Annotated in this window: 14 protein-coding genes and 1 tRNA gene; 8 read left to right on the top strand and 7 right to left on the bottom strand. The window is 53.0% G+C overall.

Features of this window, described 5'->3' with window-relative positions:
- Positions 1–109 precede the first annotated feature (109 nt).
- Both ACR0NW_RS12130 and ACR0NW_RS12125 read right to left on the bottom strand, forming a co-directional pair.
- Complete coding sequence (locus ACR0NW_RS12130; protein ID WP_480450368.1) at positions 110–2,326, bottom strand: CHASE2 domain-containing protein; 2,217 nt, start codon at positions 2,324–2,326, stop codon at positions 110–112.
- Between the two features lie 26 nt (positions 2,327–2,352).
- Positions 2,353–3,441, bottom strand: coding sequence for a FecR family protein (locus ACR0NW_RS12125; protein WP_480450370.1), 1,089 nt, complete (start codon positions 3,439–3,441; stop codon positions 2,353–2,355).
- Between the two features lie 511 nt (positions 3,442–3,952).
- Between ACR0NW_RS12125 and ACR0NW_RS12120 the strand changes: the two genes are divergently transcribed.
- A tRNA-Ser gene (locus tag ACR0NW_RS12120) sits at positions 3,953–4,042 on the top strand.
- Positions 4,043–4,271: 229 nt separating this feature from the next.
- On the top strand, positions 4,272–5,249 hold the full coding sequence (locus tag ACR0NW_RS12115; protein ID WP_480791873.1) for an HNH endonuclease: 978 nt from the start codon (positions 4,272–4,274) through the stop codon (positions 5,247–5,249).
- A 169-nt stretch (positions 5,250–5,418) separates the two neighbouring features.
- Here ACR0NW_RS12115 and ACR0NW_RS12110 read toward each other — a convergent pair whose 3' ends face one another.
- On the bottom strand, positions 5,419–5,988 hold the full coding sequence (locus ACR0NW_RS12110; RefSeq protein ID WP_480450371.1) for a recombinase family protein: 570 nt from the start codon (positions 5,986–5,988) through the stop codon (positions 5,419–5,421).
- Between the two features lie 365 nt (positions 5,989–6,353).
- Here ACR0NW_RS12110 and ACR0NW_RS12105 point away from each other — a divergent pair, with 365 nt between their 5' ends.
- Complete coding sequence (locus tag ACR0NW_RS12105; RefSeq protein ID WP_480450373.1) at positions 6,354–6,731, top strand: hypothetical protein; 378 nt, start codon at positions 6,354–6,356, stop codon at positions 6,729–6,731.
- A 551-nt stretch (positions 6,732–7,282) separates the two neighbouring features.
- Here the strand turns inward: ACR0NW_RS12105 and ACR0NW_RS12100 are convergent.
- Positions 7,283–8,575 carry a tyrosine-type recombinase/integrase gene (locus tag ACR0NW_RS12100; RefSeq protein WP_170674220.1) on the bottom strand — a complete coding sequence of 431 codons (1,293 nt, stop codon included), beginning with the start codon at positions 8,573–8,575 and terminating at the stop codon, positions 7,283–7,285.
- Between the two features lie 533 nt (positions 8,576–9,108).
- Between ACR0NW_RS12100 and ACR0NW_RS12095 the strand changes: the two genes are divergently transcribed.
- The 3 genes from ACR0NW_RS12095 to ACR0NW_RS12085 all read left to right on the top strand — a co-directional run bounded on the left by ACR0NW_RS12095 (position 9,109) and on the right by ACR0NW_RS12085 (position 12,753).
- Positions 9,109–10,014 carry an ankyrin repeat domain-containing protein gene (locus tag ACR0NW_RS12095; protein ID WP_480450375.1) on the top strand — a complete coding sequence of 302 codons (906 nt, stop codon included), beginning with the start codon at positions 9,109–9,111 and terminating at the stop codon, positions 10,012–10,014.
- A 219-nt stretch (positions 10,015–10,233) separates the two neighbouring features.
- Positions 10,234–11,301, top strand: coding sequence for a patatin-like phospholipase family protein (locus ACR0NW_RS12090; protein ID WP_170652845.1), 1,068 nt, complete (start codon positions 10,234–10,236; stop codon positions 11,299–11,301).
- On the top strand, positions 11,302–12,753 hold the full coding sequence (locus tag ACR0NW_RS12085; protein WP_480450377.1) for a GntP family permease: 1,452 nt from the start codon (positions 11,302–11,304) through the stop codon (positions 12,751–12,753).
- Positions 12,754–13,227: 474 nt separating this feature from the next.
- On the opposite strand, the gene ACR0NW_RS12080 is transcribed toward ACR0NW_RS12085, so the two are convergent.
- A complete protein-coding gene (locus ACR0NW_RS12080) occupies positions 13,228–14,253 on the bottom strand; it encodes a PX domain-containing protein (protein WP_480450379.1) in 1,026 nt (341 codons plus the stop codon).
- Positions 14,254–14,556: 303 nt separating this feature from the next.
- Here ACR0NW_RS12080 and ACR0NW_RS12075 point away from each other — a divergent pair, with 303 nt between their 5' ends.
- A complete protein-coding gene (locus ACR0NW_RS12075; protein ID WP_480450381.1) occupies positions 14,557–14,742 on the top strand; it encodes a hypothetical protein in 186 nt (61 codons plus the stop codon).
- Positions 14,743–15,035: 293 nt separating this feature from the next.
- On the opposite strand, the gene thpR is transcribed toward ACR0NW_RS12075, so the two are convergent.
- Positions 15,036–15,584, bottom strand: coding sequence for an RNA 2',3'-cyclic phosphodiesterase (gene thpR, locus ACR0NW_RS12070; protein ID WP_480791872.1), 549 nt, complete (start codon positions 15,582–15,584; stop codon positions 15,036–15,038).
- Positions 15,585–15,668: 84 nt separating this feature from the next.
- Positions 15,669–16,046 carry a hypothetical protein gene (locus tag ACR0NW_RS12065; RefSeq protein WP_480450384.1) on the bottom strand — a complete coding sequence of 126 codons (378 nt, stop codon included), beginning with the start codon at positions 16,044–16,046 and terminating at the stop codon, positions 15,669–15,671.
- A gap of 729 nt (positions 16,047–16,775) precedes the next feature.
- Between ACR0NW_RS12065 and ACR0NW_RS12060 the strand changes: the two genes are divergently transcribed.
- Positions 16,776–18,443 (top strand): fasciclin domain-containing protein, encoded by a 1,668-nt coding sequence (locus tag ACR0NW_RS12060; RefSeq protein ID WP_480450386.1) that lies wholly within the window; start codon positions 16,776–16,778, stop codon positions 18,441–18,443.
- Positions 18,444–18,767: the final 324 nt, after the last annotated feature.

Genomic DNA, 18,767 nt, shown 5'->3' with positions numbered 1-18,767 from the left:
GACTTGGAAATGCTACAGTTAAGTTCAAGCTTCCGGTCCGGCTAACGCCGAACCACTCACTCGGAAAGGGGCAGGCATTGGGGTGCCGCCCCTTTTGTGTTTTCAGCCACTAAATCGGCTCAAAGTGCCGGAACATGATTGGCCTGGGCACGACACCTGACGCGAAATCCGACACCCGGCCCGGCAGCGCAAGATAGAACCGCAAGAGACCCGGTTCGATTTCTTCCGCAATTTCAGAACACCTTCGGATGATCCGATCCGTATCATCGGACAGCTGCCCTTTGCGCAATGCGTCTACAAGTTTTTCATGCTGACCCGCCAGATCCCTGAACACTGCAGAGCGTGCAGTTTCCTGCCCGCCGACCACAAGAAAAATAGGTTCGGGAAGCGCTTTTCCCTTTAGTGGTACAACGCCTGCCTCCAACAGGGCCATTTCCTGTCCGATGGCCTGAAAAACAGTTTCGGAAACCAGTATGTCATAGTCCACATGGCGGCAGGTTTGCTCAATTCGCGCGGCTACATTCACCACGTCTCCGATGACGGTGTAGTTGAACCGGCTTCGCGAACCGATATTTCCCACGCAGGCAATCCCCGTTGCACATCCCGTGGCCAGAGAAATCCTGGGCTGCCCCTTGGACAAGCGTGTGACATTGATCCGGTTCAGGGCCTCTCGCATGCGCAGGGCAGCTTGTGCCGCGCGGATCGGGTGGTTCTCGAGCGGCATTGGCGCATTCCAGAAGGCCATGACCGCATCTCCGATGAATTTGTCGATTGTCCCGCGCTCAGATAGGATTTGATCGCCCAGGGTCGAAAAAAGTTCGTTCAGGTTCGTGACCAGCTCGGTCGCGGAAACTGTTTCGGACAGGGCGGTAAATCCCCGAATATCCGAGAACATCACGGTTATGTCCTGTGTGTCCCCGCCCAGCTTCAACGTATGGCCGTTGGTCTCCATCTCGTCCAGAATTTCGGGTGCTACATAGTGTGAGAAGGTCTGGCGAATGGCGCGTTTTTCTCGTTCCGTGGAAATGAACAGATATCCCGCCAACAGGCCAAAATTGGCCATGCCACCCATGAGAGGAAATGTAGCATCGAACAGTACCGAGTTGCTTTGAAACGCCGACCAGCTGATGACCAGAACGACAGCGGCAGCTACGCCCCCGGCTATGAACGAGGCCACGGCGCCAAAGCGGGACATGACAAAGACTACAACAAGACCAAGAACGGCGAACGAAATCAGTTCCAGGGCCGAGGTCACATCCGATCTCCGCAAGACTTCGCCTTGCAAAATCTGTTCGATGATCTGTGCATGTATTGAAACACCAGGGACAGCCTCGCCTAGCGCCGTTTCACGAATGTCGATCAGTCCGGCGGCCGAGGTGCCGACAAGAACGATGTGGCCTTCAATCCTGTCCCGCACCGAAGGGTCGTCGGGGCTTCTGAGCACATCAGCGGCAGACAGATAGAGGTCCGGATAGTCCTTGCGGTACCTCACCCAGATCTCACCGAATTCAGTCGTTGGAATGAAGAATTCTCCGATTGCAACGGACAGCATGATCCCCTTTTCGTCCTGAGAGCCTTCCGCAATGATGTTGGTTTCCCCCATCGCGATGCGTAACGCTTCGAGCGATAGAGCAGGCAGGATGCCATTTGGCCCGTTCCATAGCACCGGAACCTTGCGGACGACCCCGGTCCCACCCAAAGGCGAGACATTGATACCGCCGATGCCCCACGCCTTTTCACCCAATGGTGGCGCAAGTGATGTCCAGTGTGGAACGGTAAACAGACCTGCTCCGGGAAAGTCCCCGATCTCGATTATCCCCGCACGGGGCTGGATGGGGTCTGCTTCCCCCATCGTTCGGGCTGCGACACCCAAAACGACGGGCCACTCGGAGACGGCCTCGCCCAGTTGAACGTCGTTATCCATATCTGCAATCTCACTATCGGCGCGCAGTGCCGAAGCGAGGGTAGGATCGGCCAGCAGACGTGACGGCGAAAACCGGTCCGGTTCGGCAAACAATGTGTCAAACGCAATTACAGCAGCACCGTTGTGCCCCAACGTTTCAACCAGCTGTGAAATTATCGATCGGGGCCACGGCCACTGACCAAGCTCAGACAACGAAGTTTCATCGATATCCACAACGCGCACAGGCAGGTCAGGATAGTAATTTCTGGGTGCGAGTCGTTGCAGGTAGTCAAAGTAGATTAGACGGGACATCTTAACCGGATAGGGGTCCATGACCCGCACAAAACAACCGAGCAATATCAGGCTTAGCCCAGCCGCAAAGAATGCCCATTTGCGATGCCGTTGTCCCGATTGCTGACGCATATCACCGAGTTTCCAAATAAAGCGACCTAGCCGCTGGCTGCACTGGCACCCCCTGCCCCGCCGCCAGTTCCGCCACCAGACCCGCCATTGGCGCCTCCGACTCCGCCGTTCCCTCCGCCACCGGTATTCCCACCGGAACTATTGCCCGGAGCACCGCTACCACCGGTCGAGCCGCCGCCGGATCCACCGCTTACGCCGCCCGCGCCACCGATCTCTCCACCGCCGCTGCCGACGCCTGTGCCGCCACTACCGCCAACACTACCCTGACCACCGCCATTGCCACCACCGGTGCCCTGATTACCTCCGCTGCTCTGGTTTCCTCCCTGACCTGCCGGTTCACCGGCAGCGGGGGAGTTTTCTCCGGGGGGTGCAGGCGCTGGCTCTGGCATCGATACCGAATCCGGCTGGGACGCGCGATCCACAACTTCTGCAGCATTGGGCGGGTCAGTGATGCTTGCGCATCCGCTGATATCGACCCGGAAGGGCTGTAATAGCGTGTTCTGCGAAGTGATGAACGGAAAACCGGCGTTCAAAGCCCGGGCAGCCTGTCGTTTGTCGATGGGGCGACCGACGCGTCCCTGGGCATTTGTCGCAACGATGCTGCACTGGCCGCGGATGGATTTGCACCGACCGCTAAGCCCGCACATGCGCACAACACCTTCCAACATAACCAAGGAGCTTTGCTTGTCACCGACGACCCACAAATCAAAAACCGTTCCCCGGACACCCATCGTGGATGTTGGCGTTTTCACGACATAGGCAGATTTCTTGCTCTTCCCTGAAATAAACCGAAAACTGCCACCAAGCGTCTGAACAGCAAAGCTTTTGGCTTTCTTCCCGCCACGTAACATTGTGACGTCCAGAACCATGCGCGCATTCGGTCCGACGGCGATTTTGGTTTCGTCATTGAATAAAATCTGAACCAGCCCCTTTGAGTCCGTGGAAATAGTATCCCCGGTTGCTACGTCCATTCCCGCGCTGATCCGCCTGGTCTCTCCGCCTGACGTCAATTCGGCGCCCTGCTGAACACCGATGACTTTGCCAATCGTGGCGAATGCTTCACCAGGAAATAATGAAAACAAGCCGCAAAAGGCCAAAATCTTAAACCAGGCCAACGTAAGCTCTCCCTAAAAAGCAGCTTCCATCGGTTCACAAGGCCACCCATCCTTGCAACCAAACCCACAATGGGCCAAATCGCCTGTACTTATTTTCCGTCTCAAATATTCAAGAACTATTATGGTTTTTTACTCTCACATTGCAAGTTTTCAATGTGACAGCCCCGGAGCCGAGTGAGGCGACAAGACGGTTGGCCGCCATTGTTGGAAACCGGATGTCACAACCGCGAGTCTCATCCAACCGATGCCGGAACCTTGCCTCTGCAGACCTTCGGCAGCGCCAAAGTAACTTTGGGTGGGATTTCACTACGCCATTTCCAGACCGCATCAGATCAAGGTCGAATGACGACTACAGTAGGTGTGCATGCGTTTCAGGACTATTGCCGTTTATCTGTGTGTGTCTACGCATTGTTCTGCAATTTCAGCCATTAACCAAAGAGTCGCGAAAAATCTCCGAAACCCTTACTTTTGGCCTTGTTTCTCTGGGCGCATGGCTGATAGACGGGTCAGCGGAGATGTGGCCGAGTGGTCGAAGGCGCTCCCCTGCTAAGGGAGTAGGCGGGAAACCGTCTCGAGGGTTCGAATCCCTTCGTCTCCGCCACCTATCTTATGGGCGAATAAACTGTTTAAATTGAGTAACTTAACAGCTCTCAATTCTCCCCATCACCACACGTTATCACCACACGTTTGCTTACCGCGATCCGTTCGGCCTTGCGGGGTGCGGAATCGGTGTTGCCAAGGGAAAAATTAGCTGGATAGGCTACTTGCGTGGCGCTTCCAGATTTGCATGATCTCACTTCGATACAGTCGATTAACGTAGTGGTTTCAGCATGATAACTCTTAAGGAAGCTATGCAGAGCATTTCGGAGGAACACCGTCAGGCTCTGGAATGGTTTCAACGCCATAAGGGGCAACGTATCCTATGGTCGGAAATTAAAGGTCAGGCTGAAACAGGTCCGCGCCTCGTGACACAAGCCAAAGGTATCTACAAACCCAAAGGCAGCGAGTACGCTCTCAGCTTTAGAACACTGCAAGAAGGGCCATACCTGGACAAGGATGTTGAGTTTCGATCCGACGGGAGTTGGGTTGTCCAGTATCACCAAGAGAACCCGGACCCTGCCCAACGCGATCGAGAAGCCACAAATCGTGGTCTAGTGCGCTGTATGGATGATCGTGTCCCCGTGGGGTTTCTCGTTAAACGGAAGCCGAAGCCAGACGTAGAATACGATGTTATTGGGCTGGGTTTGGTGATTGGTTGGGATGACGGATATTTCACTGTTGAAGGTTTCGCGGATGACGGCGGAAGTCACGCAACTTTAGAAACTCAAGACGCAACTCGTTCACGGGCGCGGTTCAGTTCTATCCACGAGACAGGCGTAGATGAACGAGAGGACTTCAATGCGCAGAAAGACGAAGACCTTCGAGAGCGGACGATACGCCAGGTCGCTCAAAGGCGAGGACAAGCAAGGTTCCGTGCATCACTGCTAGCAGCTTATGAAGGTAGGTGTTGCATCACAGGGTGCGACTTTCCTGAGGCCTTAGAAGCAGCCCACATCTCTCCTTACCGCGGTCCCCATTCCAACCACCTGCAGAACGGATTGTTGTTACGTGGAGACCTGCACTCATTGTTCGACTTGGGTCACCTATCAATAACACCGGATTACACTGTCGTCCTGTCTCGGCAGGGCAAAGCCTCACAGTCATACCGACACCTAGAAGGGGCGCTGTTAGAGCTACCAAAGCGTGAAAAGGATCGCCCTTCACAGGACGCATTGGCCGCACACAGATCATGGGCAGGTTTTGACTAAAGCGTACAATGAGAATTTCGTTTGACGATTTACGGAAGCAATACTGTCTGGACGTCTATTCGTGATGCCCCCGTACCCCCGCGTTGAATAGCTCCGAGGGTTGGAGATCGATTTTCCGCACCTCAGAACGGTAGTAGAGCGGCGGAGTTTCGGTAGATTAAACATGCCGTCACCTGGATGTCGCTTCGGTGCTTGACAGGATGCGATAAACGGACGCTCGTCCGATTTTGAGCTGCCTAGCGATGTCAGTGGGCCGGACACCTTGAGCTTTGAGTTCCCTTACCTCGCCGGCCTTGGCTTGAGCTGTTGGTTTGCGACCTTTGTACTTCCCCGCGGCTTTAGCCTTGGCGATACCCTCACGCTGGCGCTCGAGCATAATCTCCCTTTCAAACTCAGCGACGCTGCCCAGCAGGTTAATCATCAGTTTTCCTGTGGGCGTCGAAGTGTCGAGATTCAGGCCGATGATCTTTAGATGCGCCCCTTGAGTCTCAAGTCGCTGCCGTATTTCCATCAGATGGGCCATGGAGCGAGCCAGACGGTCGAGTTTGGTGACCACTAGGGTGTCCCCCCCTCGCACAAAGGACAACGCCTCCTCGAGTCTTTCACGCGCTCTCACGTCCACTGAGGATACCTGTTCCTCGAATACGCGTTCGCAACCTTCAGTCTTGAGGACCCGCAACTGGGCTTCAAGCCCCGCAGTCTGGTCCAGAGTGGATGTACGTGCATAGCCAACAATCATGACAGCTCCCTTTTTGTCTCATACGGATCTTAGAGTCAGGAGTCACTTGTGTCTCATATCTCAAAACTCATTCCAATGAGTCACTCTGACTCACCCGCTGAGACGTCTCATTGGAGCAAGCCCCTGTGAGATGCTGCTCAGGGTCCTTTGGAAGCTCGCCATCACGGCGCAAAAATTGACAACCGGTGATGTGTTGAGTCCAAACAGCAACATATTTGAGTCATTGCCGCCAGTTCACTTTTGGTTCCTTTCATCCGATTGCACTATGTCGCAAGTGAACTCGGGGATGGTGCAGTGGCGAAGCCAAAAGCCACAATAAATCAAGCCACTTACTCTTCAGATCGAATGACGGCGGGGTGCTAAGCATGGGATACGACTTGCGATCAAATGAACATCAGTTCTCAAGTCCAAGTTTGGAGGCCGAGGCTCGCGAAGCCGAAAGACGGTTGATCGAGATTGACACCAAATTGCACACCTTCTTCTTGGAGTATGTTTCTGACAGAGCGGTGGTCTATGTTGGTGTGCCCATCTTCCTTGCCTCCGTGTACGGGTATTTTGCAGGAACTGAGGACGCTGGCTGGATGGCTGCTCTGAGCGCCATTGCGGTTTGCGCGTCGATCAGCGCACACTCTATTGCTAGTGCCCTCCGAGAACAGGCATTCACGGAGAGCGAAAGGGTCAAGCGAACCGTTGAAGATGACCTGATGTACTCAGGCCGCCTCAGACAAGCTGATGTGGACTAACAGAAGGTATTTGCGGCCCCCTGTTTTTCGGGACAAGAACTTAAAAGTACGTACACGGGAGAGGCGAAGCCCTCCCCGAATGTACATACCTATAGTCTACTGTATGTAGTCATGAGACAGTCTAGAGAGGGACGTTAGAGAGGACCCTCAGTTATGGGGTAATTAGATAGAATATACCCCCCACTGAGGACCTCAGCATTTAGCCCACTAATATGCTCTACAGTATGTAGGCAAGAGGCATTCTTGAGGGGGACGTTCGGCAAGACGCTCTGGTATGGAACGACCACAACAACCTAGGTTGTTCCAAACAGAGGACTTCATCAGTTAGTCGATCCTATGTCCTTCTCTCGTCTGCTTTCGATCAAAGGAATAAGCGCGGCCAATCGTGTAACCCGGCGAAAAGCAAGATGATAGGAGGCACCATTTCCCTCCGCGCGAAGACGGTGCGCTAGGCGGGCCGTAGAGCGACGAAAACTTGCTTTGGCTGGGGTGGGGTGCGGGGACTCCACTTGGCCGCTGTGGGACTCACACAGGCGCGCTGTGTGGCTCATTCATATCGTCGGGTAGCTCAGTTTCGCGATGGCCGCGCGCTTCTGGTTGAGGCTGGGTCCTGCGCTGTACAAACCGTAGGTGATTGACCGGTTCTCGTGGCCCACAATCGACATCGTGATCTCTTCTGGGACATTCGAGTGCTGGAGTTGTGTAACGACTGTCTTGCGGATGCTGTGGAAGCCCCATTGCCGCCCTTCGAAGCCCATTCGTTCCTTGAGCCGACCGAACCGTTTACCGATGGCATTGGACCTGTCACCGTATTTGTTCGAGGACAAACCGGAAAGGACATACCCGTCGGCGCTATTCGCACAAAGCTCAGACAGAGTGCCTTTGAGTTTTTCGTGGACGGGGACGATGCGATCCCCGGCATCGGTCTTGTCACTGACCCGCAAGGTGTCGTCTTTCACGTCTTCGACTTTGAGTGAGCACAGTGACTCTATCCGGCAGCCTGTCCACATGCCAAGCGTGACTAGATTGGCCAGAGCATCGTCTCCGCTGGTGACCGCTGAGTTCAACAGCTTTACCACGTCCACCGGCTCAAACGGAACATAGGGTGTCGCTTTTCCCCTTCGGTTCTTGCTCTGGGACCCGACTTTCAGGACGTTGGCAAACGGATCGTTGTCCCCCGTGACCACCCCACGGTCCTGTAAGTGTCTCCAATACCCACGCACCGCAGAAAATGTTCTCTGTAGGGTGTTGTCTTTTGTCCCTTCGTCCCTCAACTGCGCCACCCAATCTTTTACTGACTGGTGGTTAACATCGGAGGTCTTGGGAAAGTGCTGACAGAAGCGAACTAGGCTACCCCTGTACAGGTCTATCGTTTTTGGCTTCGTGTCTCGGGCTTTGGCCTCAAGGAAACTATCCAGATGCTCGTCTGTTTGCGCGTGTTCTCCTAAGGCGATTTCAACGAATAGCTCGCCTCGACGGATACCGTGGAAATCGTCATGGTCAGAAGGGTCTGCTTCCTGACTGGCCTCTTCCTTCATCTGTTCAATGATTATGTCCCTTGATGACGGTGCCGCGTTAGCAATCCGCTGTCGCCAGTGGTTCGCCCTGCGGTGCATCCTGTCTTCGGCGGTTTCTTTGGGGGCGGAGTCGTTCTCTGGACGGGTGGCATTCCTAATCATCTCCAGCCAGCTTACGTCAAAAGTGGCTGCTACCAGTTTGGCTGCCGCATGATCTCCGGTGCCTGTGGATCTAAGGAAGCGCGACTTTCCGATGCGCTTTTGAGCGTCTAGTGGTATGTCCCTAACGGCATAGTAAAGTCGCCGTCGTTTCTCGAGTCTTGCCATCACGTCACCACACGTTATCACCACACGTTAGGTGTCTATTTCACCATATTTCCTTAGCTGCAAGGCTCAAATTAAATCACGTCAGTGAATCCCTTCGTCTCCGCCATCAAACTTTTTCAGTGAATTAATATGGCGTGTATAGCGTGCCGTATCCTTATTAATAATTGGCTCTTACTGCCCCGTAGTATCATCTTGAGCTTTGCTCAGATCGCCACCCTTTGCCCTGCACTTGACGTACAGTGCATCGGAACTCCACCGATATATACGTACCCAAGTGGACCTTGCTGTGCTTGAGCACGCGAGTAGAAGAAGAGATTTGTCGTAATAAGAGCTGCAAAAACAATGAAATTTGACAACTGGTTTTCCTCCCTATTGTGAACTTTCGAATGTCTCCGGTGAGCCCAAAGCGGACCTAGCATCGGGTCAATGGCGTAAGCAGATCTCGTTGTACTAAGTAAGATATGACCCCAATCAGCGCTCCGCGGTGAAATATGGTAAAATCGACGGAGAACCCACTGTTCGAGGACCGTACGATGCTTCGATTCAGAGTATTCAATTGGCTATTCTGTCCCCTTCTTATGGTTTTGCTGTCTTCGCAGATTGCTCGTGCTGACGACATATTGCAGGCAGCCAGAAAAGGAGACGTTGAGGCTTTGAAGGCTGCGCTCGCCGCCGAAGAAGGCGTTGATCCAACCAGTTTGGAGAGGCCTTTGTTCTTCGCCGCTCAGTCCGGCCACACCGACGTTGTCGCAATACTTCTCGAACATGGCGCAGATGCCAACACGATGCTCGACTTTGGTAGTCCTTTGCAAAAGGCTGCCCGCGGCAACCATAAAAAGATAGTTGAACTTTTACTGAATGCGGGAGCGGATCCAAGCGCACAGGCAGGTGATAAGGGCTATACGCCGCTTCATGATGCTGCCGAGAGGGGCGCATTGGACGCCGCCAAAATTCTTGTGGCTTATGGTGCAAACGTTAATGCCCGAGAGTTTTGGGGTGTGCCGCCGATCCATCTGGCCAAAAAGAAAGATAACGCAGAGATGGTTTCGTTTCTCTCAGAAAGCGGTGCACGACCAATCGAACCGCCGCCCATTTCCGAAACTGAATTAGCAACGGCCGACTTGGAACTCGGGCGGATTTCAGCAATTGGTTGCACGCAATGCCACATTATCGAAGAAGGAACCGCACCAAGCGGAGCGCACAATCACGGCCCGTCGCTCATTGGTGTGGTCGGACGCACCAAAGCCGGAGTTGAAGGCTACAACTACTCAAACGAAATGGCTTCGCTTTCCGGTGTTTGGAGCGTCTCAGAACTCAATCAATTCATCGCCGATCCCGCAGGACGTGTTCCTGGGACAGAGATGGCTTTAATGCCGGATCTATCGGACGTCGAAAGGGTCGCTTTGATTGCGTTCCTTAGTGCGCTTCGAGTGCAATGAGCCAATATAAGTGCACCAATACAGGCAATCCGGCCATGGTCGGCATTGTCCGCACAGCAGACGTCCCTCCCTATTGTGAACTTTCGAATGTCGGCTGTAAGCCCAAAGCAGCCATTGAAATGCGACAAATAGTGTTTTCAGTTTCTTTTTCTTTGAGGGATTGCTGCGTTGCGGCATACTGATGTTGGGCTTGCGAAATTGTCGTCAGGAGATTCAACCGTGCCCAAGAAACGAATTGATATCGCCCTTCAGGGCGGTGGATCGCATGGCGCGTTCACTTGGGGCGTGCTGGATCGATTGCTACAGCTTGAAGATATTGAAATCGTGGGCATTTCCGGCACCAGCGCCGGTGCTATGAATGCCGTCGCTCTCGCACAGGGCCTGACCGAGGCCGGGCCTGAGGGTGCACGCGACTTGCTTAGGCGCTACTGGACGCGGGTGAGTCGAGCCAGCACGGCGAGTCCCTATAAGCGAACTCTATGGGACAGGTTGCGGGGCGACTGGAGCTTAGAATATTCTCCCGGCTTTATCATTTCGCAATTTACGCGCCAAATGGCGTCCCCCTATCAATTCAATCCGCTCAACTTCAATCCCTTGCGGGATCTCGTGAAGGATTGTTTTGATTTTGACGCCATCAATTCAGCAGAAGGACCGCGTATATTTCTGTCCGCTACAAATGTGCGCACCGGACGGCCCAAAGTGTTTCGCCAACCCGATCTGAGCGTAGATGCGGTGATGGCGTCTGCCTGCCTTCCACATGTCTTCAAAGCTGTTGAAATCGACGGAGAAGCATACTGGGACGGCGGATACATGGGAAACCCACCACTCTTCCCCCTTGTCGACGAAACCGAAGCGCGAGACATCGTTATAGTTCAAATCAATCCGTTCGAACGTGCGGATGTCCCCACAACGCCTTACGAGATCGAAAATCGTCTTAACGAGATCACGTTCAACTCAAGCCTAATGAAAGAACTCCGCTCAATTGGATTCCTATGGGAGATTATAGAGCATGACAATCTCGATCGGGCCGCGTACCGAGATGGGCGGTTGCACCGTATTCATTCTTCTGAAGCCATGTGTGAACTCAGCGTTTCCAGCAAGATGAACGCCGAGATGGCCTTTCTGGATCACCTTTTCCAAATCGGCCGCGAAACTGCTGAAGATTGGGTTAAGACGGCATGGCCGGACGTCGGAAAGATGTCAACCTGGCGGCCAAGAGAGATTTTTGAAGAAAGTCTCCAGCCGGCTCATCTGGCTGAAGGTACCGATCGGGAGCCCAAGTCATAAATGGATATCGCCTCTGTTCTACTCTCGCTCTTGTTGCTCATGTACTTTGCATTTCGCGGTGTCACGCTGCTGATATTGGCGCCGCTCCTTGCTTTGCTGGCGGCTGCGTTGACGGGAGCATTGCCGCTACTGGCAAGCTTCACACAGATTTTTATGGCAAATACAGGCGATTTCATCGTTTCGTTTTTTCCACTGTTCTTTCTGGGTGCGATCTTTGGCAAGTTGATGGACGACAGCGGTTCGGCGCGTTCGATCGCACATTGGGTAATCTCCAAGCTTGGCGCTGACAAAGCTATTTTGGCAGTCGTTCTGTGCTGTGGAGTGCTAACCTACGGCGGCGTCTCGCTTTTTGTGGTAGCATTCGCGATCTATCCAATCGCAGCAGCACTCTTCCGCGACGCGGATATTCCCAAACGGCTCATCCCCGGCGCACTCGCGCTTGGCGCATTCACATTCACGATGTCGGCTTTGCCGGGCACCCCTGCGATCCAGAACGCCATACCGATGCCATTCTTCGGAACCACTGCGTTCGCCGCACCGGGCCTTGGATTCATCGCAGCTACTATTATGGCTGGCCTTGGTATGGCGTGGCTCAACCGTCGGGCCTCCAGAGCTGCAGCTTCCGGTGAAGGATATGGACAACACGATGAAGCTCTTCCCGCACTGGATAGCGAGATGCGCGCCCGCTCTCAGGGTGAAGGCTTCGACTTAAACGAGATTGAACCGGGAAGTGTCACCCAAAGGAATGAACCAGCCTTCGCTCTGGCTATAACGCCAGTTGTGCTTGTGGTCGTGGTAAACTTCCTTTTCATACAGTTGGCCGTTCCGCGTTTGGATACCAGTTACCTCGCAGAACCGTTGTTTGGGCAGACAACCATTGAGGCCGTGCGTGGTGTGTGGTCCATTATTGTAGCGCTGACCACTTCTATCTTATTCCTGCTCGCAACGAATTGGCCCCGTCTTGCAAGCGTCAAAACAAGCCTTAACAAGGGCGCTGATGCAGCCGTTTTGCCGATCTTCAACACAGCCAGCCTCGTTGGTTTCGGTGCTGTAATCGCGGCGTTGCCTGTTTTTCAATCCATCACCGATGTCATGCTCGAGTTGAGCGAGGGCAATCCGCTTGTTGCCGTGGCAGTTTCCGTTACGACGCTCTCAGCGATCACTGGCTCTGCTTCTGGAGGCATGAGTATCGCCCTTGATGCATTAGGCTCGCAATTTGTCGAACTTGCCGCCGCAACCAACACCTCGTTGGAAGCCATGCATCGCGTCACTTCTGTCGCTTCCGGCGCCCTTGACGCCTTGCCCCACAACGGAGCGGTCATCACGGTACTCGGTATATGTGGCCTTACCCATCGTGAAGCTTATGGTGATATCTTCGTAGTTGCTGTTCTGGTACCGATGATTGCGTTGGCTGCAATCATCCTGCTCGGGACACTGTTCGGTGGGTTTTGAAGCCTCATGAGGTAATCGTTTCAAGCATGAACATGATCGAGAATATTGCAGGGCTCATCGCTGACATTGTTGATGCGGGCGCGATCGTTCTTATCAGAATTCTGCTTGTATTCTTTCTTGACCGTGAATTTGATCGCCTTTCGTCCAACGGGAAGTAGCCGCCACTAAAAAATTGTGTCTGCATAGTCCGAAAAACAGGCGTCGGCGCTCCCTACTTTGAACGCTCGAATGTCCGCTATGAGCCCTTACCAGACCTTCATAGCACTTTGCGGCTTCGCTCGTGCAACAAGTCGCAAACCGCACATTCCGGACGTTAAAAAATCTGGCGCCAGATGGCAGATGGGCGGACCGAGCCGCCAATCGTAATTTCACAACGAGCGGCCAGTTTGCGCGCATCGCTACCGCAGCAAAAAACAGCAAGGGCGGGAAGCGATCGTTCTGATCGACGCCAAAGTCTGCGACAGAGCCAGAATTTCACCAATAGCATCCTCCTTCAATTTCGGAGGCGTTACTGGGTGTTTCCTCTCTCGAAGGTCGAACCCAAAACTCGTTTATTACTTTTTTTTTGAAATCTGGACTTTCTTCCCAGCGAGCACCAGTAATTCCGAATAGAATTTGAGTTGCTCCACCCAAATGCACTGCTGTTTTGCCCATGCGTTTGATGTGGGCCGCAAGAGGAAATCCGTAAGCACCGCAGCCAATGATTGCTACATCGAAATCAATTTTTGAGGCCTTTTGGTGCATGTAATCAAGCGCTTCAAACCAAGAATGAAACGGCACCGATGCGCCCCCTATGGATTGAACCGCAGGCAACGTGATCAGTTTGAACTCCGGCATCAAGTCGGGATCAGAAAACAGCTTTCTTCGCTTGGTTGAATATTGTATCTCAATTGTTTTCGCAAAAGGATGAACAACAAGCACCCTCTTGCCTGCCAACGCTTTGGTCCAAGGTGTTTCGCTGAATAAAGGTCCAATGCCACCTAAATGACAAACATTTGCGTTTGACAATTGCTGTGCGTAAACCGCTTCTCCATTAACCCAAGATGCTAATAGGTCCACCTCGGGCAGCATATCCAAAATCATTGCTTGGTATTTTTCGAGTGCCTTCCGTTCAGGTGGGAAAAAGCCGGCTGCATGATGCATGGAGCGGATTGTTCTCTTCGACGGGAATGGTATACCTTCACGGTATAAATAATGCTGTATTCTCTCGGCTCGAGAGGCAATATGCCCAAGCCAATAATTATCCATGGGTGCAAATTCGCTCGTTCCGAATCTGGCAACCATTCTGGCTTCGCCATTCACTATCCACCCGGATATTAGTGCATTGGCTTGATCTTTCGATAGGACATCGGGTCGGACAGTTGTAAGAGGCTTGTATTGTTCGACTGTGGATTCGCTGATTATCGGACGGGCAACCACTCTTGAAGTCTTTTTGAGCAGCCTAGAATCCAAAAAACGGTCTTTAATTCGGTTGCTCTGATATTCACGCGATGTTGGCATTTTGATCTAACTCATAATGAACTTCAAAAATAGACACATCTAAATAGTATGTTTAGTTGGAAAGCCCAAAAAGTCTAGGTTCCAGACTTCGGTAACGGGGTCCTCCCAGTCAAGCGGCTTTACGCAGAATTAATGATCCGGCGAAGCGGTGTTGTCAGGACTGTATTTGTCCGACCTGCTATCTATCGCGGCCTTCGGTTGAGATTCTTCAGGTAGGGGGCGGGCTTACCGTCGTTCAAATGCGCAAATGCGGTGGCTGGGCTTGTGACTGCAATCAATACTCCGGCTCAAGAGCAAACGGAGATGTTCCACTGGACCAAAATCGCCAATTGTTACCACCAAAGCAACGGGTCACTGTTCAGACATCTACGCGGGGCGTGGTTGGACACAAATGGCGACGCCAACGACGGCCACACGTTAGACGGTCTGACGCTTTCGTGCATCCTGTTAGTCATCATCCCATCGTCGATGGCAGACACCATGGGATGAGAGCTAAACAGCGAATAGGTTTGGGCTCGATGCGGCCATTCTCTGCGACGTCCCCGGTGGTCGAAAGAGCCCTTTCCAGCTATTTAATGTGGTCCAGCATTTTGCTTGTACAGCAGGTCACGAAACTGCGAAAACCGGACGTTTGGAGTACCGGCGAGTAATGGCAAGTGGTGGACAAACAGAGTTATCGCTGCGACCGCTCCAAGGAGCGTTTTTTGGACGGGCGTTCAACAGCGATCTTCTTTTTCATACATGTATGCCAAGCGCTGGCCGTTTGGCTTCAACGGCGCCCGTCACCTGAGTATATAATGCGCCAAGGCTTCGTGTCTGGCACCTTCTGGGTGCAAGGTCGATTGGAATAGGGTAAAGCCGATCACCGGCATCTTTGGCAAGGCGTTCATAGTGCGCGGACGTTGGACGAGCTGAACCGCCTCGTGTTGTCCTGGTTTGAAGCGAGCAATAGTCACATGCGGGCGAAAGCGCCGGCGGGGCAGCACGATCCCGGCTCGACGCATGGCAGTATGGATTTTTTGGTGCAAGGCTGTAAGTGCCGGACAATCCTCCACTGCGACAGCCAGAACCTGCCCAAAACTTTCGATCCCTGAAAAGGAGACGCCGAAGGGTGGAGCTGAAAGTATCAAAAGCTCTTCATGCAATTCCTCTAACGTCTCCTCGGCCTGATCACCCAGAAAGGCTAGCGTCAAATGCATGTTGTCCGACGATACCAGTCGGCCGACCGGCAGCGCGCGTTGCAAGGGCACAAAAGCTGCCTTTACGCCGTCGCTGAGCGATATCGCAATGAAAGAGCGCATAGAGCCCATACCTGCCGACAATCTTCTCATGTTTTTTTGCACCTGCAGTACGTTGCGAACCGCGCCAACCGGACATTTCTGGCGCAGTTTGCCAATAGCAATCAGCGGGCAAAGCTAGTGTTTAATCCGGTGCAGGCGCAAAGTCTTTTGGCTGCTTTTTGCATTCTTAGATAGCGCGATTGCAATCGCTAGCCAGAAGGTCGAACGTAAGATCATGGCCCCAATTGTTCGCCATTCGAACGGGGTGCCAGTAATTGCCATTGCTATCAGAGAAACGAACACCAAAAGTGTACAAACACCAATCAACCAAGCAATTCGCTGCGCACAGAATGCAGATCTAAGGAGTGTGTATCCGCCGAGCACATAAACGAAACCAGCAAAGAAATTGAACCACAGCACCAACGGAACCGCGTCTCCAACGGCGGCTTTGGCTGCGGCACCGCCGAATAGTGCCGTCCCCCCGGAAAAGACCGTCACAATGCCAAAAAGCACAGCGACTATTGCTACAGGACGAACCCAGCTTGGAGACTGATGTATAATTGGCCTTCTCCGGATTAGATCAATGGTCGTGATGCAAGCAACCTAATCCTTAAAGCCAGCGCCAACTTGATTGATATCAATGCGGTCATTCTGCCGTGAGGATTTGCAGGCTAAAAAAACGGTCACTATGTGACTCGCTCTTTCGTTTTTAGTGGCTGAACAGACGTGTCACTTTGAGCCCATATCAGCCGTCGACCAAGCTTCGGTCCTTTGCATGTGTGGCACGTCGAGAGCCACACATTCCGGACGTTTAGCACCAAGTGGCAAATGGCTGTTCTGCGGACAAAGCTGCCGTCCAATTCCATCCGTCAAATGCCCGTTCGCTAACTGCCCAAAAGCCTTACTCAATGAAACTACTGATCGAGCAAATGAGTTTTGCGAATTGTTGAAGTTGTTTTAGTAACGCCGTCCAAAATTTGTCCAGCACGGCAGCTTCGAAGATGCTCCAAGCAAAAAAACTCGTCAATGCAGAGCGTTAAGAGGCTTATTCGGTGCGATCTCTCTCGCATGGAAGTGTCCGGAGTCACATCCGTTAGCGGACGTGCCGTCTGATTGAATGATCCAGTTCACTAAAGCTTCCGTAAACATCATCAGTTCCGGGCAATCGAAAGCAGATTGCCGCTGCCAAAGGAAGCAACGTTCACCTTTGGTGCAAAACCAAAACTGCTGGGGAGTACCACCATGTTCTTTAAAAACCTTCTGTCAAACGTCTTCGACAAGCTGTTCGGAAAGCCACCAGAGCCGCCGATGCCCGAACCACCGGTGGAAGAAATGCCCATGGACACCATCGCGTCTATCGCTTCCGGCAACGACAATTTCGAAACCCTCGTTGCCGCGCTTCAAGCAACAAACGGGATTGACGGCCTGCTGGACGTGGCATTGGATCCGAATGCCGATATAACTGTCTTTGCCCCGACTGACGCTGCCTTTGCTGAGCTTGCCAAGAGCCTTGGCATCGATGTCGCGGCCGTTCTTGAAAAAGACCCGGCTGACGTCGTTGATGCGGACGTCGCTACTGCACTTGCTACTGTATTGGGCGCCGACGTGGTAAGCCAAGTACTCAAATATCATGTCAAAATCGGTGGTGCTTCTCTGGCAGAGCTCGAAGAGGCCGGTTCTGTCAACACACTGGTCGATCTTGACGGGCTGGCCACCAGCTTTGACGTCAAAGATGGTGAATTGATCGACGCGGACCCTGAGCTCGAAAACCCTGAAGTGATTGAAGGTCTGACCGATATTGCGGCCAGCAACGGCACAATTCAGGCCATTGATCGGGTTCTATTGCCGTTGGATGTCGCCGAGGTGATTGCACAACCGACCATTGCCGACATTGCAACCGGAAATGACAGCTTTGAAATCCTGACGGCCGCATTGATCGCTACAAACGACATTAACGGCTTGTTGGACGCTGCGGCGTCCCGGAATGCCGATGTTACGGTCTTTGCGCCGACAGACGACGCATTCATTGCGTTGTCCGACAGCCTCGGAATTAATGTTGCCGAAGTGGTTGAAAAGGCACCAGAGGACGTGGTGGATGCCGATTACGCAACTGCTCTGGCGACCGTTCTCGGCGCTGAAACTGTGTCAGACGTTCTGAAGTACCATGTGTTGGGTGGTGGCCAGCGTGTTGATGGCCTGCAAGAGGAAAAGGTCCTTGGAACACTTCTGGACGGTGCGACGCTTGTCATTGAAGGCAACAAAGTGGTCGACGCGGACCCGCAGATATCAAATCCAGAATTGATAGACGGGCTGACGGATATCGAAGCCGCCAATGGTCAAATACAGGCGATAGATGCCGTACTTCTTCCATTCGACCTCGATCCGGAGCCGTTAAAGCTCAAAGGATCGCGGAGTGATGACGTTCTTGAAGGCGGCGGTGCCAATGATAAGCTTTGGGGTCGTTGGGGCGATGATGTCCTGAGTGCCGGTGACGGACACGACAGACTTGCAGGTGGCGCTGGTAACGACACTCTGATCGACGGTGGCGGCAACGATAAATCGTATGGCGGTCGTGGCGACGACACTTTCATTGATGGCGCCGGCAATGACAGATCGTTTGGTGGCCGCGGAAATGACACCTTTATTGATGGCGAAGGGAATGACTTCTACAGCGGAGGATTTGGGGCAGACAGCTTCGATTTCACGAACATCGATGGAGACAACAAAGTAGCCCGTTTCGACTCCCACGACGAGCTGATCTTTTCGTCGGATGATTTCGGATCAGCGCTGGACGTTGCCAACGCAGTTGAGTTGGTAAGAGGAGGTTCTTTGATCGAGATCGAAGACAAGGGATCAGTGCTCATTTCTAATGTGTGGCATCTTGACGTCGACGACTTTCAAATCGTGTAATTTACGGGTCGACGCCGACACTTCGGGGGGCTGGAAACAGTAGCCCCCCTCTTCTGCGGCCAAGCGTTCTTGATTTAACGCTCAGCAAGCTTCCTTTCACGCGCACTAGAAACTTTTTGTCTTGGCAAAGTGCGCGAGGAAAGGCTTCGGCTTGGCAGTCTGCACCTGAGCTATGCCCACGTTCAAATCGGCGAACACTTTGCGCTTTTAAATCCTGGCAGCTATCGCCTCCTTGCTGTTTAAAAAAAACAGACGTGGGCTAACCCATTCTGCATTGTCCGATCTGGGTTCAATGCGGCCTTTCAGCGGAATTCATTGCATTTC

The sequence above is a fragment of the Ruegeria sp. CF5 genome (assembly GCF_056537325.1).
Note: the sequence above shows the minus strand (reverse complement) of the source record. Positions and strands in the feature narration are given on the sequence as shown.